The organism is Pseudomonas lyxosi (assembly GCF_047758685.1).
Taxonomy (GTDB): Bacteria; Pseudomonadota; Gammaproteobacteria; order Pseudomonadales; family Pseudomonadaceae; genus Aquipseudomonas; species Aquipseudomonas lyxosi.
Map to the genome: position 1 here is coordinate 2,900,059 of NZ_CP180481.1, position 14,340 is coordinate 2,914,398.

The window sequence follows — 14,340 nt, forward strand, 5'->3', positions numbered from 1 at the left end:
CGGCGCTACACGTTGTACTTAACACATTGGGGTTCATTAGGAGTTTCACGATGGAAATGCTGAAGTTTGGTAAATTTGCTGCGCTGGCTCTGGCCATGGCTGTAGCTGTAGGTTGCTCGTCCAAAGGCGGCGACAATGCCGGTGAAGGCGCTGTTGATCCAAACGCTGGTTACGGCGCTAACACTGGTGCTGTTGACGGCTCCCTGAGCGAAGAAGCTGCTCTGCGCGCAATCACCACCTTCTACTTCGAATACGACAGCTCGGACCTGAAGCCAGAAGCCATGCGCGCTCTGGATGTTCACGCCAAAGACCTGAAAGCAAACGGCGCTCGCGTTGTTCTGGAAGGCAACACCGACGAACGTGGTACTCGTGAGTACAACATGGCACTGGGCGAGCGTCGTGCGAAAGCCGTTCAGCGTTACCTGGTACTGCAAGGTGTTTCCCCAGCTCAGCTGGAACTGGTTTCCTACGGCGAAGAGCGTCCAGTTGCTACCGGCAACGACGAGCAGTCCTGGGCTCAAAACCGTCGCGTCGAACTGCGTAAGTAATTCGTCATGCGAACGTGCCGTCGTGCTGTAACTGTTTTGGCTCTCAGCCTCGCACCGCTTGCGGTGTGGGCTGCGGTTCCTGTGGTCGATAACGACTCCGGCTATACCAATAGCGGGACTAGTAATCCGCCTGCAGGTTACGGTACGAACGGCGCCTATGCCGGGGGAGGGGTTTCGGCCCCTGTCTCGGCACAGGGCGAGCTGTTCAACCAACTGCAATCAATGCAGGAGCAGATCTCGCGCCAACAAGGCATCATCGAAGTTCTGCAAAATGATGTAGCGCGCATGAAGCAAGAGAACCTGGAGCGATATCAGGATCTTGATCGGCGCATAGGAACCGGCGTTGCACCAGCCGCGACTCCTGATAATTCTTCCACCGGTGGCAGTTTGAATGCCCCCGGTGCAGCAGCGGGCGCAGCCGCAGGAGCGGCAGCCGCTGCCACTTCCACACAAGCGCCTGCCGCGGGTAGCGAGCCGGCAGATCCAGCGAAGGAAAAACTGTATTACGATGCAGCCTTCGACCTGATCAAAGCCAAGGATTTCGACAAGGCCAGCCAGGCTTTTGCCGCATTCCTGCGCAAGTACCCGAACAGTCAGTACGCGGGTAATGCCCAGTACTGGCTGGGCGAAGTGAACCTGGCCAAAGGCGATCTGCAAGGTGCAGGTCAGGCGTTTGCCAAGGTTTCACAGCTGTACCCTAAGCATCCAAAAGTGCCTGATTCGCTGTACAAGCTGGCTGATGTAGAGCGCCGCCTTGGTCATCCCGACAAGGTCAAAGGCATTCTGCAACAGGTAGTGTCCCAGTATCCGGGCACCTCCGCTGCTCAGCTGGCTCAGCGTGACCTGCAGAAAATGTAAGGCTGCTTGAGCTGTTTCGAAGAAACCCGCGCTTGTCGCGGGTTTTTTCGTTAGAATTCACACCCTTTTTTGAAACACGCTTTTTGGGATCTGCGCGGTGGCGGGGTTCCTTGAAGTGCCTGACGGAGGCGGACAGCCTGTTTAGCTGTTATGCCCGTGGCGACTATGCAAGACACATTGAGAATCACCGAAGTTTTCTACTCGTTGCAGGGTGAAACGCGGACTGCCGGGCTGCCCACTGTTTTTGTGCGCCTGACCGGTTGCCCATTGCGTTGCCAGTACTGCGACAGCGCCTACGCGTTCACTGGCGGAACCATTCGCACGCTCAACGACATCCTCGAGCAAGTGGCCGGTTTTCGCCCGCGTTACGTCTGTGTCACCGGCGGCGAGCCGCTGGCACAACCCAATGCCATCCCATTGCTCAAGCAGTTGTGTGACGCCGGTTACGAAGTGTCACTGGAAACCAGTGGTGCGCTCGACATCTCGGCGGTAGATTCCCGGGTCAGTCGCGTTGTCGACCTGAAAACGCCGGGTTCGAAAGAAGCTCACCGCAACCGCTACGAGAACATCGAACTGCTCACGCCCAACGACCAGGTGAAGTTTGTCATCTGCTCGCGGGAGGACTATGACTGGGCTGTATCCAAGCTGATTCAGTACGGTCTGGAACAGCGCGCCGGTGAAGTCCTGTTCTCGCCAAGTCACCATGACCTCAATGCTCGGGACCTGGCTGACTGGGTGGTGGCAGACAACCTGCCAGTGCGCCTGCAATTGCAGCTGCATAAATATCTTTGGAATGACGAGCCGGGGCGCTGAAATGACTGAACAACTGAACACTACCGAAAAACGTGCAGTCATCCTGCTGTCCGGCGGCCTGGACTCGGCGACCGTCGTGGCCATGGCCCGTGCTGAAGGCTATAGCTGCTACACCATGAGCTTCGACTACGGTCAGCGGTCTCACGCCGAATTGCACGCCGCCGAACGTGTTGCGCGCGACCTGGGTGTGGTCGAACACAAGGTGATCGGTCTGAACCTGAACGGCATCGGCGGTTCGGCACTGACCGATAGCAGCATTGATGTGCCGGAAGTGCCGGGTGAAGGTATTCCGGTGACTTACGTGCCGGCGCGCAACACCGTGTTTCTCTCCCTGGCGTTAGGCTGGGCCGAAGTGCTGGGCGCGCGTGACATCTTTATTGGTGTGAACGCCGTGGATTACTCCGGTTACCCGGACTGCCGTCCTGAGTTCATCGAGTCTTTCGAGCGCATGGCCAATCTGGCGACGAAGGCCGGTGTAGAGGGGAATGGTTTTCGCATTCAGGCGCCATTGCAGAACCTGAGCAAGGCGCAGATCGTCCAGGCAGGCGTGAAGCTGGGTGTTGATTACGGGCTGACTGTTTCCTGCTATCAGGCCGACGATAACGGCCGCGCATGCGGTAAATGCGACAGCTGCCGCCTGCGTGCGGAAGGCTTTGCGGCAGCCGGAATCAGCGACCCAACACCTTATTTTTGATTTATTTCAAATTAGGTGTTGAATAGTCCTTAAAAATCAGTATTATACGCGCCACCACACAGCGGGTCGTTAGCTCAGTTGGTAGAGCAGTTGGCTTTTAACCAATTGGTCGTAGGTTCGAATCCCACACGACCCACCATTTTTGTAGCAGTTTTAAAAGTCTGGAAGGCCCACGCAAGTGAGGATTTCCGGATTTTTTTTTGCCCGCGATTTGAGCTCGCCCAGTTCCGGGCTGCAACCCGTGACGCAGGTCAGAATCATCTTTTGCATCCACGGGATATTCTGTAGCCTTGCGCAGCTTCAATGTTGTCCGTGCCTGATGATACTCACTCTCCCGGCGGTACCCTGAAGGGTCCGGAGCCGGGTGTATACTCGACTTTCGCGCGAAAGCGCCTGCAGGTCTTGCGAACATGACGCAGATTTCCGAACGCCTTCTGGTTCAAGCCCACCTCGACGCCAAGCAGCCCAAGCCGCTGACTGCCGAGGAGGAGGCCTATTACCGTGCCGCCATCGCTGCCGAGCTCAAGGCTCAGGATGCGGTGCTGGTTGCTCACTTCTATTGCGATCCGGTTATTCAGGCCCTGGCCGAAGAAACCGGAGGCTGTGTCTCCGACTCGCTGGAGATGGCCCGCTTCGGCAATGCTCACCCGGCCAAGACCGTGGTGGTCGCCGGTGTGAAGTTCATGGGCGAGACCGCCAAAATCCTTAACCCTGAAAAACGCATCCTGATGCCGACCCTGGAAGCGACCTGCTCGCTGGACCTGGGTTGCCCGGTGGACGAGTTCTCGGCGTTCTGCGATCAGCACCCGGAACGTACCGTGGTGGTGTATGCCAACACGTCGGCGGCGGTCAAAGCCCGGGCGGATTGGGTGGTGACTTCAAGCTGCGCGCTGGAAATCGTCGAAAGCCTGATGGATAACGGCGAAACCATCATCTGGGCCCCGGACAAACACCTGGGCACCTACATTCAGCGCCAGACCGGCGCGGACATGCTGCTGTGGGATGGTGCCTGCATCGTTCACGAAGAGTTCAAGTCCAAGCAGCTCGAAGACATGAAGGCGCTGTACCCGGACGCAGCGATTCTGGTGCACCCGGAGTCGCCGACGGCGGTGATCGAGTTGGCGGATGCCGTCGGCTCCACCAGTCAGTTGATTGCGGCAGCGCAGAGCCTGCCGAACAAGACCCTGATCGTCGCCACTGATCGCGGCATCTTCTACAAGATGCAGCAGCTGTGCCCGGACAAGGTCTTCATCGAAGCGCCAACGGCCGGTAACGGCGCAGCGTGCCGCAGTTGCGCACATTGCCCGTGGATGGCGATGAACACCCTTGAGCGCCTGCTGAAGAGCTTGAAGGAAGGGACTAACGAGATCTTTGTCGATCCTGCGTTGATCCCGCAGGCGATTCGCCCGCTCAAGCGCATGCTCGACTTCACACAGGCAGCGCGGATGAAATTAGCCGGCAATGCCTGATTCGCCGACAGTGAGCCAAAAAAAACGCCCCGATTTGATCGGGGCGTTTTTGCATCTGCTGGATTACTTGGTTTTCTTTGGAATCCGCACGAGCTGGGTATTGGAGTAGATGTCATGCCAGCTGCGTTTCTGTTTGTCGAACAGCGACCAGAAGAAACCCAGCCCGACGCACAGCAAGGACGCGATCGACACCACAAAGCGCAGCAACGCTTGCCACAGGCTGATGGATGAGCCATCGGCGTTTTGCACGCGTATGCACCAGACCTGCATCCCCAGGGTCTGACCGGACCAGGTCCAGAATTTGGCAAAGAAACCGAACAGCACAAACAGCAGCACCGTCGACAGCAATGGATCGCCGTCCAGCGCGCCGGCTTCGGTCAGGGTGCGCATCTTGTCTTCGCCGATGATCGCCATCTGGATCATCTTGTAAATGCCGCTGGTGACAATCAGCAGGGCGGTACACAACAAGAAGTCGTAGAACATCGCTGCCAGGCGACGACCCAGGGTGACGGCGGGAAAGTCGCCCTGGGGTTTGAGAAGATGTTTCGACATGGCAGCCTCTGGATGGAAAAAAGAAGCCATTTTACGGATTTACGCGCACAAAAAAGCCCCTGATGTCAGCATCAGGGGCTTTTTCGTTACAGAAGATCAGGCTTCTGCTTGTACTTCGTCAGCCTGCATGCCTTTCTGGCCTTGCACAGCAACGAAAGTCACTTTCTGGCCTTCTTTCAGGCTCTTGAAGCCGTTGCCCTGAATAGCGCGGAAATGCACGAACAGATCCGGACCGCTTTCTGGAGTGATAAAACCAAAACCTTTCTCGTCGTTAAACCACTTGACGGTACCGCTCTGACGTTGGGACATTTCTTATTTCCTTTGACGCAAAAATTAATGACAGCCTCCTTCTTGTGAAAGAGTACTGGGGCTGGTTGCAGGAGAGTAAGAAGACGTCGAACGGGATGTAGCTAACTTGTAGGCTACTGCCCAGGTCACGATTCCAAGCGACCCATGCAAACACAGTGAACAAACTCTACGCCAACTACGGGAGAAAAAACAAGCCCTGTGGAGGGCCCGTATTTGCTCGCGCCGGGGCGTTTATGCCGCAACTAGTGTTGGCTTGTGAAATCGCCGTGTTCAATTGTTTTCGATCGTTATAAGCAAAGTTCATAAGCGAAGCGTACAGGCAAAGTTATGCACTATTTTATGGCGGTTGCGTTACACATTAGTGCGCTGTTAACGCAACCGCGTTACTTATAGAAACAGTCAATCAGCCACGGTAGTAGCGTTGTGGAACAAATGGCATTTTGCTTACAAGCAAAGGCACCTTTTTCCCACGAACAATCGCCCATACCGGCGTATCGAGAGCGATGTAAGCACTGTCGACGTAACCCATCGCCAAAGGGCCGCCCAAGGTCGGACCGAAGCCACCACTGCAAACTGCACCAATGATGTCGCCTGCTTCATTGACGATCTCTGCACCTTCGCGCACCGGCGTGCGTTCCTGAGGCAACAGGCCAACGCGTTTGCGGCTGACACCGGCTTGTTGCTGTCCGAACACGGTTTCTGCGCCGGGGAAGCCGCCAGCCCGAGCGCCGTCAGCGCGACGAGGCTTGGAGATGGCCCACAGCAGGCTTGCTTCGATCGGGGTAGTCTCGGTGTTCATGTCGTGGCCGTAGAGGCACAGGCCGGCTTCCAGGCGCAGGGAGTCGCGAGCGCCAAGGCCGATGGCCGCTACTTCAGGTTCGGCCAGCAGGGCGCGAGCCAGGGCTTCAGCATTGGCGGCCGGCACGGAGATTTCGTAACCGTCTTCACCGGTATAGCCCGAACGGCTGACAAAGCAGTCCACACCCAGCAGTTTCACGCGGGCGAATTGCATGAACGTCATCTTCGCTACTTCAGGCGCCAGGCGCGCGAGTACGGTGACGGCGGCCGGACCCTGCAGAGCGAGCAGGGCGCGTTCTTCGAACAGCGGCTCAATCGTGCACTGGTCACCGATGTGCTTGCGCAGATGCGCCAGGTCCTGGTCCTTGCAGGCGGCGTTGACCACCAGGAACAGTTCGTCGTTACCCAGGTTGGCGACCATCAGGTCGTCGAGGATGCCGCCGGTCTCGTTGGTGAACATCGCGTAACGCTGCATGCCCACCGGCAGGTCGATGATGTCGACCGGCACCAGGCTTTCCAGCGCCTTGGCGGCGTTGGCGCCGGTCAGGCGGATCTGGCCCATGTGCGAGACATCGAACAGCCCGGCCTGATCACGGGTGTGCTGGTGTTCTTTCATCACGCCGAGCGGGTATTGCACCGGCATGTCGTAGCCGGCAAACGGCACCATGCGGGCGCCGAGTTCGATGTGCAGTGCGTGCAGCGGGGTTTTCGACAGTTGTTCGGTGGACATATTCAGCTCCTGAAAAAGTGTGCAGATGCGCGTAAGCATCAGCACTCGATAATGTTGACCGCCAAACCGCCACGGGCGGTTTCCTTGTATTTGCTTTTCATGTCGGCGCCGGTCTGGCGCATGGTGCGGATGACCTTGTCGAGGGAGACGAAGTGTTGACCGTCGCCGCGCAGGGCCATGCGTACCGCGTTGATGGCTTTCACCGACCCCATGGCGTTGCGCTCGATGCAAGGCACTTGCACCAGTCCGCCAATCGGGTCGCAGGTCAGGCCGAGGTTGTGTTCCATGCCGATTTCCGCGGCGTTTTCCACTTGCTGCACGGTGCCGCCGAGGACTTCGCACAAAGCACCGGCGGCCATGGAACAGGCCACGCCGACTTCACCCTGACAGCCGACTTCTGCGCCGGAGATCGAGGCGTTTTCTTTATAGAGAATGCCGATCGCGGCCGCCGTCAGCAGAAAACGTACGACGCCGTCTTCGTTGGCCCCGGGGATGAAGCGCATGTAGTAATGCAAAACAGCGGGGACGATCCCTGCCGCACCGTTCGTAGGCGCAGTCACCACGCGCCCGCCGTTGGCGTTTTCTTCGTTGACCGCCAGTGCGTAGAGGTTGACCCAGTCAAGCACCGACAGCGGATCGCGCAGTGAAGACTCCGGGTTCTTGCACAGTTGTCGATGCAGTGCAGCCGCCCGACGTTTGACCTTCAAGCCACCGGGCAGGATGCCTTCGTTACGGCAACCGGCGTCGACGCAATCCTGCATCACTTGCCAGATTTTCAGCAGGCCGGCGCGGGTTTCCGCTTCCGGGCGCCAGGCGCTTTCGTTGGTCAGCATCACTTGGCTGATCGACAAGCCATAGGTGGTGCAGTGACCGAGCAGGTCCTTGGCGCTTTTGAACGGGAAGGTCAGTGGTGTGGCGTCTTCGACGATGCGGTCGGCGCCGGCGGCGTCTTCATCGACCACAAAACCGCCGCCGACCGAGTAGTACTCGCGGCTGCGGATTTGTATGCCCGCCGCATCGAAGGCGCGAAAGATCATGCCGTTGGGGTGATAGGCCAACGGTTTGCGGATCATCGCCAAATGTTCTTTCTCGTTGAACGCAATGCTGTGTTCGCCGAGCAGGTTCAAGCGACCGTTGCCACGGATTTCTTGCAGACGGGCGGCGACGGTTTCGGTGTTCACGGTGTCCGGGTGTTCGCCTTCCAGGCCCAGCAACACAGCCTTGTCGCTGCCGTGGCCTTTACCGGTGGCGCCGAGTGATCCGTAGAGCTCGACTTTGACGCAGGTGGTTGCGGCCAGCAGCCCTTCACGGCGCAAACCTTCGGCGAAACGTGCCGCAGCACGCATCGGGCCGACGGTGTGGGAGCTGGAGGGGCCGATGCCAATCTTGAACAGGTCGAACACGCTTAAAGACATGGTTGTTCTCCGGTTTCTTGTTATAGGAATTCACGGAATCTGGGGCTTTGCACGGACCCCTGTGGGAGCGGGCTTGCTCGCGAATGCGGTGGGTCAGGCAATGTTGATGGTGACTGATCCACCGCATTCGCGAGCAAGCCCGCTCCCACAAGGGGTATGCGGTGTTCTTGAGTAGGGCGAGTAAACCCGCCCCCTTATACGTTTAAGCGTAGCTTTCGATCGACGGACAGGCGCAGATCAGGTTGCGGTCGCCAAACACGTTGTCGACGCGACCGACCGGTGGCCAGTACTTGCCGTCGATCAGCGACGCAACCGGATACACCGCTTGCTCACGGCTGTACGGATGCGTCCACTCGCCGACGATTTCCGCCGCGGTGTGCGGGGCGTTTTTCAGCGGGTTGTCGTCCTTGTCCAGGGTGCCGTTTTCCACCGCGCGGATTTCTTCGCGGATGCGGATCATGGCGTCGCAGAAGCGGTCCAGTTCTTCCTTGGATTCGCTTTCGGTCGGCTCGATCATCAGCGTGCCGGCGACCGGGAACGACATGGTCGGGGCGTGGAAGCCGAAGTCGATCAGGCGCTTGGCGACGTCATCGACACTGATGCCGCTGCTGTCTTTCAGCGGACGCAGGTCGAGGATGCATTCGTGTGCCACCAGGCCGTTGCTGCCGGTGTAGAGCACCGGGTAATGCTCTTCGAGGCGGCGGGAAATGTAGTTGGCATTGAGGATCGCCAGTTGCGACGCGCGCTTCAGACCCGCGCCACCCATCATCCGAATGTACATCCAGGTGATCGGCAAAATGCTCGCGCTGCCGAACGGTGCGGCGCAGACCGCGCCTTCTTTACGCTCCATGGTGCCGTGACCCGGCAGGAACGGCGTCAGGTGCGACTTGACGCCAATCGGGCCGACGCCCGGGCCGCCACCGCCGTGGGGGATGCAGAAAGTCTTGTGCAGGTTCAGGTGCGACACGTCGCCGCCGAACTTGCCCGGGGCGCAGAGGCCGACCATCGCGTTCATGTTGGCGCCGTCGATGTACACCTGGCCGCCGTGGTCATGGATGATGCCGCAGATTTCGCGGATGCCTTCTTCGAACACGCCGTGGGTCGACGGGTAGGTGATCATCAGCGCGGCGAGGTGTTCGCGGTGCTCGATGGCCTTGGCGCGCAGGTCTTCGATGTCGACGTTGCCGCGGGCGTCGCAGGCGGTGACGACCACGCGCATGCCGGCCATGTTGGCGGTGGCCGGGTTGGTGCCGTGGGCGGAGGAGGGGATCAGGCAGATGTCGCGACGGTCTTCGCCACGGCTCTGGTGGTAGGCGCGAATCGCCAAGAGGCCGGCGTATTCACCTTGCGAACCGGCGTTCGGTTGCAGCGAGATCGCGTCGTAACCGGTGGCGGCGCAGAGCATCGCTTCCAGCTCAAAGGTCAGTTGCTGGTAGCCGGCGCTTTGCGCGGCCGGGGCGAACGGGTGCAGGGCACCGAATTCGGCCCAGGTCACCGGGATCATTTCGCTGGCGGCGTTGAGTTTCATGGTGCAGGAGCCCAGCGGGATCATGGTGCGATCCAGCGCCAGGTCCTTGTCGGCGAGCTTGCGCAGGTAGCGCATCAGCTCGGTTTCCGAGTGGTAACGGTTGAACACCGGGTGGCTGAGGATCGGCGACTGGCGCAGCAGCGCGGCCGGGAGGGTGCTGTGCACGGTGGCAGCCAATGCCGCGAAGTCCGGCAGGTTTTGGCCGTCGGCCAGCAGGGCCCACAGGGTTTCCACATCGGCCTGGCCGGTGGTTTCGTCGAGGGACAGGCCCAGACGTTCAGCATCGATTACACGCAGGTTGATCTGCTGGGCGCGCGCCTGGTCGTGCAGCTTGGCGGTGTTGGCGCCAGTGTTCAGGGTCAGGGTGTCGAAGAAGCTTTCTTGCTCGACGTTCAGACCGATGGTTTTCAAGCCTTGGGCCAGAATCGCGGTCAGGTGATGCACGCGATTGGCGATCTGGGTCAGGCCTTTCGGGCCGTGGTACACGGCGTACATGCTGGCGATGTTGGCCAGCAAGACTTGCGCGGTGCAGATGTTGCTGGTGGCCTTCTCGCGACGGATATGTTGCTCGCGGGTCTGCATCGCCAGGCGCAGGGCCGGCTTGCCGAAACGGTCCACGGAGACGCCGACCAGACGGCCCGGCATGTCGCGCTTGAACGCATCTTTAGTCGAGAAGTAAGCAGCGTGCGGACCACCGAAGCCCAGCGGCACGCCGAAGCGTTGCGCACTGCCGATAGCCACGTCAGCGCCGAATTCGCCCGGCGGGGTCAGCACGGTCAGGGCCAGCAGATCGGCGGCGACCGCCACCAGCGCATTGGCGGCGTGGAAGCGTTCGGTCAGGTCGCGGTAATCAAACACATCACCGTTGCTCGCCGGGTATTGCAGCAGGGCGCCGAAGAAGGCACTGACGTCAGTCAGTTCAAGTTCATCGCCAACCACCACGTCGATGCCCAGCGGCTCGGCGCGGGTGCGCAGCACGTCGAGGGTTTGCGGGTGGCAATGCACCGAGGCGAAGAACGCGTGGCTGCCCTTGTTCTTGCTCAGGCGTTTGCAGAAGGTCATGGCTTCGGCGGCGGCGGTGGCTTCATCCAGCAAGGACGCGTTGGCGATCGGCAGGCCGGTGAGGTCGCTGATCAGGGTCTGGAAGTTCAGCAGCGCTTCGAGACGGCCCTGGGAAATTTCCGGTTGGTACGGGGTGTAGGCGGTGTACCAGGCCGGGTTTTCCAGCAGGTTGCGCAGGATCGGCGACGGCGTATGGGTGCCGTAGTAGCCCTGGCCGATGTAGGTCTTGAACAGCTGGTTTTTGCCGGCGATGGACTTGATCAAGGCCAGGGCATCGGCTTCGCTCAGGCCGTCTTCGAGGCCGAGGACGCTGGTGCCCTTGATGCTGTCCGGAATGACGCTGGCGCTCAGGGCTTCCAGGGAGTCGAAGCCCAGGCTATTGAGCATGGCTTGCTCGTCGCCGGCACGCGGGCCGATGTGGCGCGCGATGAATTCGTTGGCAGTGGTCAGATTGACTTGAGTCATGTGTGCGCTCCTCAGGCTTCGGCGTTGGCTTTGATCAGACGGTCGTAGGCGTCTTGATCCAGCAGTTTGGCGACAGCCGAGGCGTCGGTTGGCTGGAAGCGGAAGAACCAGCCTTCGCCCAGCGGATCTTCGTTGACCAGTTCAGGGCTGCTGTCCAGCGCCGGGTTCACTTCCAGCACTTCACCGTCCAGCGGCATGTACACGCCGCTGGCGGCTTTTACCGATTCCACGGTGGCGGCTTCAGCGCCTTTGTCGTAGGACTGCAGCTCAGGCAGTTGTACGAAAACCACGTCGCCCAGAGCGTTCTGGGCGAAAGCGGTGATGCCGACTGTGACGCTGCCGTCAGCTTCGGTACGCAGCCATTCGTGATCTTCAGTAAAACGCAACTCGCTCATGGAAACTCCTAAGGGGGCCAGACTCGTCTGGTGGACGCGATTGAATGCTTGGGCAAAAGCCCTGCTTATAAGCGGTTACTAAGCAAAATTGCGGCCAATGTCATTTAATCTATATAAATCAATTGTTTAGTAGTTATTTCAAAAGACGCGGCTCCCTTGTCTGTAGCGAAATCGCTACAGGAGGAAGCGAAGAAAAAAGCGTAATGGGATCAAAGCCTTGCACAGCGGTGATCAGGAGAGGGTGTAGCGATATCGTTCCGCTGTAGCGCTTTCAGTACAGATGGAGGTCGCTTTTGAACAGGTTCCCGGGTTGGACACAAAACCTGTGGGAGCGGGCTTGCCCGCGATGAGGTCATCACATCCAACATCGATGTCGAATATTAGATCGCTATCGCGGGAAAGCCCGCTCCCACAGGGTTCTATGGTGTTGGGGAAATTGTATTTCAGCCACAAGCCTCAGGGCTTGTTGGGAATGCCGTATTTGCGCAACCGATGGGCAATCGCGGTGTGAGAGGTTTGCAAGCGGCTAGCCAGTTGGCGGGTCGAGGGGTAGCTGACGTAGAGCTTTTCCAGCAGGGTCTTCTCGAACTCTTCCATCGCCTGTTCGAGACTGTCGACGTCGCTGTCACTCTGACGCGCCACGGAGGTACCGGCGATATCGAGGTCGCCAATGTCGACCAGGCTGCTTTCGCAAATGGCAGCGGCGCGGAAGATCACGTTCTGCAATTGCCGCACGTTGCCCGGCCAGCGATTGCCGAGCAGCGCCGTATAGGTGCCGGGCGCCAGACGACAGACCGGGCGCTGGATCTGCGCGCAGGCCTGCTGCATGAAGTAGCGGGCCAGCAGCAGGATGTCCTGGCCGCGTTCGCGCAGGGGCGGGACTTCGACGTTCAGGACGTTGAGGCGATAGAAGAGGTCTTCGCGGAACGAACCTTCGCTGACCATTTTTTCCAGGTCGCGGTGCGTCGCGCTGAGGATCCGCACATTGACCTTCACCTCACGATCCCCGCCCACCCGGCGGAAGCTGCCGTCGTTCAAAAAGCGCAGCAACTTGGCCTGCAAGTACGGCGACATCTCGCCGATCTCATCGAGAAACACCGTGCCCTGGTTGGCCAGTTCCATCAGCCCCGGTTTGCCGCCCCGTTGTGCGCCGGTGAAGGCGCCGGGGGCGTAGCCGAACAGTTCGCTTTCGGCGAGGTTCTCCGGCAATGCCGCGCAGTTGAGCGCCAAAAATGGCGAACTGTGCCGGGCGCTGATGGCGTGGCAGGCCCGCGCCACCAGTTCTTTGCCGGTGCCGGTTTCGCCCTGGATCAGCAACGGCGCATCAAGGGCCGCAACGCGCTGGGCGCGGGCCTTGAGGGTCCGAATCGCCGGGGACTCACCCAGCAGCGCATCGAAACCTTCGGCATGGTCGTGGTGCAGCGCCGACAGGCGTTCGCCGATGCGGTTGGGTTGATACAGGGTCAGCAGGGCGCCAGCGTCGGTAATCGGTGTGGCGTCCAGCAGCAATGTCTGGCCGTTGACGGTGACTTCCCGCAGCGGCAGGCGGAAGCCGTTTTCCAGCAGGGCTTCGAGCAGTGCCGGGTCGGCGAACAGGTCCGCGATGCTTTCACCGTCAGGCTCGCAACCGTACAAGGCGATCAGTGCCGGGTTGGCCAGCAGCACCTTGCCAGCACTGTCCAGCGCCAGGACCGGGTCGGTCATGGCCGCGAGCAACGCATCAAGCTGCAGATGCCGGCGCTGACCGGGAAGAATGTCGACCACCGTCACCGCTTGCACGCCGCGCACGCTGAACAACGCATCGCGCAGCTCTTCGAGGACTTCCGGGCTCAGGGTCGGGGCGTCGATGTAGACGTTGGGCGGGACCATTTCCACCGCATCCAGATTGAGATTGCGCCCACCGAGCAGAGCCAGGACTTCCTGGGTAATGCCGACGCGGTCGATGAAGCTGACGTGGATACGCATGGGGCGTTGTTGGGTTCTGGAGTGCGGAGGGTGGCAAGTATGCCTTGGAGGAGGGCTGGGGTGAAATCTTGAGATTGGTGTTGGCTGGAAGATCGACCCCTCACCCCAGCCCTCTCCCCATAGGGGAGAGGGGAAAGGGAGCAGATTGGGGGCTTTTCAAAACCTGAGTTCGACTTGATATTTCAGGTCGATGTAACTCGAAAGAGCAACGCGGTCAGTCCCCTCGACCCTCGGGGTGGCCTTCAGATTCGATCCAGATGCTCAGGTTTTATCGGATCACCGGATTTGACGTCGAGCTGCGCCCGCACATCTTCAAACATGGCGTCGTACTCCTTGTGTATCGAGCCGATACTGGCCTCTTTGGGCATACCGTACTTCTGCGCGATGCGCGTGGCATGCCGGGCGAAATCGAACGCCTGATCTTTGGGCAGGAAGAATTCTTCCTTCAACTCCTTGTCCCCAACTGTGCCATGCATCTTGAACAGCATACCTTCGCCTTCCTTGGGGTCCTGGCTGACCTCATAGTCGATGCTCAGGCTGTAACTGTAATCGTCCTTGTTCAGCGCATGGCGCTCGATGTGCAGGTGACCGGGCTCGAACGTTGCCATTGGCATCTCTCCTTCAAAAAGGCATTGAATCAGGGCAGACCTCAAGCCTGCCCTCGGAGTTTCTTTTATTGATAGCTTATCCGGGTGTCGCCGTGTCCGAGAGTGGACCGATCACCGCGACTTTTCCAGTC

Annotated in this window: 13 protein-coding genes and 1 tRNA gene; 6 read left to right on the forward strand and 8 right to left on the reverse strand. The window is 59.5% G+C overall.

Annotated features, from left to right (window positions below):
* The first annotated feature begins 50 nt into the window (after positions 1-50).
* The 6 genes from pal to nadA all read left to right on the forward strand — a co-directional run bounded on the left by pal (position 51) and on the right by nadA (position 4,382).
* A complete protein-coding gene (gene pal, locus ACMXYI_RS13290) occupies positions 51-548 on the forward strand; it encodes a peptidoglycan-associated lipoprotein Pal (protein WP_003178634.1) in 498 nt (165 codons plus the stop codon).
* A 6-nt stretch (positions 549-554) separates the two neighbouring features.
* Positions 555-1,406 (forward strand): tol-pal system protein YbgF, encoded by an 852-nt coding sequence (gene ybgF / locus ACMXYI_RS13295; protein ID WP_415766707.1) that lies wholly within the window; start codon positions 555-557, stop codon positions 1,404-1,406.
* A gap of 165 nt (positions 1,407-1,571) precedes the next feature.
* Complete coding sequence (gene queE, locus ACMXYI_RS13300; protein ID WP_415773551.1) at positions 1,572-2,219, forward strand: 7-carboxy-7-deazaguanine synthase QueE; 648 nt, start codon at positions 1,572-1,574, stop codon at positions 2,217-2,219.
* Position 2,220: 1 nt separating this feature from the next.
* Entirely contained in the window at positions 2,221-2,913 is a 693-nt protein-coding gene (queC, locus tag ACMXYI_RS13305; protein WP_415773552.1) for a 7-cyano-7-deazaguanine synthase QueC, read from the forward strand.
* Between the two features lie 63 nt (positions 2,914-2,976).
* Positions 2,977-3,052: transfer RNA gene (locus ACMXYI_RS13310), tRNA-Lys, on the forward strand.
* A 271-nt stretch (positions 3,053-3,323) separates the two neighbouring features.
* Positions 3,324-4,382 carry a quinolinate synthase NadA gene (gene nadA, locus ACMXYI_RS13315; RefSeq protein ID WP_415773553.1) on the forward strand — a complete coding sequence of 353 codons (1,059 nt, stop codon included), beginning with the start codon at positions 3,324-3,326 and terminating at the stop codon, positions 4,380-4,382.
* Between the two features lie 63 nt (positions 4,383-4,445).
* On the opposite strand, the gene ACMXYI_RS13320 is transcribed toward nadA, so the two are convergent.
* The 8 genes from ACMXYI_RS13320 to ACMXYI_RS13355 all read right to left on the reverse strand — a co-directional run bounded on the left by ACMXYI_RS13320 (position 4,446) and on the right by ACMXYI_RS13355 (position 14,209).
* The gene (locus ACMXYI_RS13320) at positions 4,446-4,934 is read right to left on the reverse strand and encodes an RDD family protein (RefSeq protein ID WP_111451447.1); all 489 of its coding nucleotides are present in this window, start codon (positions 4,932-4,934) and stop codon (positions 4,446-4,448) included.
* A 96-nt stretch (positions 4,935-5,030) separates the two neighbouring features.
* Positions 5,031-5,243, reverse strand: coding sequence for a cold-shock protein (locus ACMXYI_RS13325; RefSeq protein ID WP_003175786.1), 213 nt, complete (start codon positions 5,241-5,243; stop codon positions 5,031-5,033).
* A 403-nt stretch (positions 5,244-5,646) separates the two neighbouring features.
* Positions 5,647-6,771 (reverse strand): glycine cleavage system aminomethyltransferase GcvT, encoded by a 1,125-nt coding sequence (gene gcvT / locus ACMXYI_RS13330; RefSeq protein ID WP_008146923.1) that lies wholly within the window; start codon positions 6,769-6,771, stop codon positions 5,647-5,649.
* A 38-nt stretch (positions 6,772-6,809) separates the two neighbouring features.
* The gene (locus ACMXYI_RS13335) at positions 6,810-8,186 is read right to left on the reverse strand and encodes an L-serine ammonia-lyase (RefSeq protein WP_008146925.1); all 1,377 of its coding nucleotides are present in this window, start codon (positions 8,184-8,186) and stop codon (positions 6,810-6,812) included.
* Between the two features lie 202 nt (positions 8,187-8,388).
* The gene (gene gcvP / locus ACMXYI_RS13340) at positions 8,389-11,241 is read right to left on the reverse strand and encodes an aminomethyl-transferring glycine dehydrogenase (RefSeq protein WP_415773554.1); all 2,853 of its coding nucleotides are present in this window, start codon (positions 11,239-11,241) and stop codon (positions 8,389-8,391) included.
* An 11-nt stretch (positions 11,242-11,252) separates the two neighbouring features.
* The gene (gene gcvH, locus ACMXYI_RS13345) at positions 11,253-11,636 is read right to left on the reverse strand and encodes a glycine cleavage system protein GcvH (protein WP_008027813.1); all 384 of its coding nucleotides are present in this window, start codon (positions 11,634-11,636) and stop codon (positions 11,253-11,255) included.
* A gap of 456 nt (positions 11,637-12,092) precedes the next feature.
* Positions 12,093-13,601, reverse strand: a complete 1,509-nt coding sequence (locus tag ACMXYI_RS13350) for a sigma-54-dependent transcriptional regulator (protein ID WP_415773555.1) — start codon at positions 13,599-13,601, stop codon at positions 12,093-12,095.
* Between the two features lie 242 nt (positions 13,602-13,843).
* Complete coding sequence (locus ACMXYI_RS13355; protein ID WP_415773556.1) at positions 13,844-14,209, reverse strand: DUF5064 family protein; 366 nt, start codon at positions 14,207-14,209, stop codon at positions 13,844-13,846.
* Positions 14,210-14,340 lie beyond the last annotated feature (131 nt).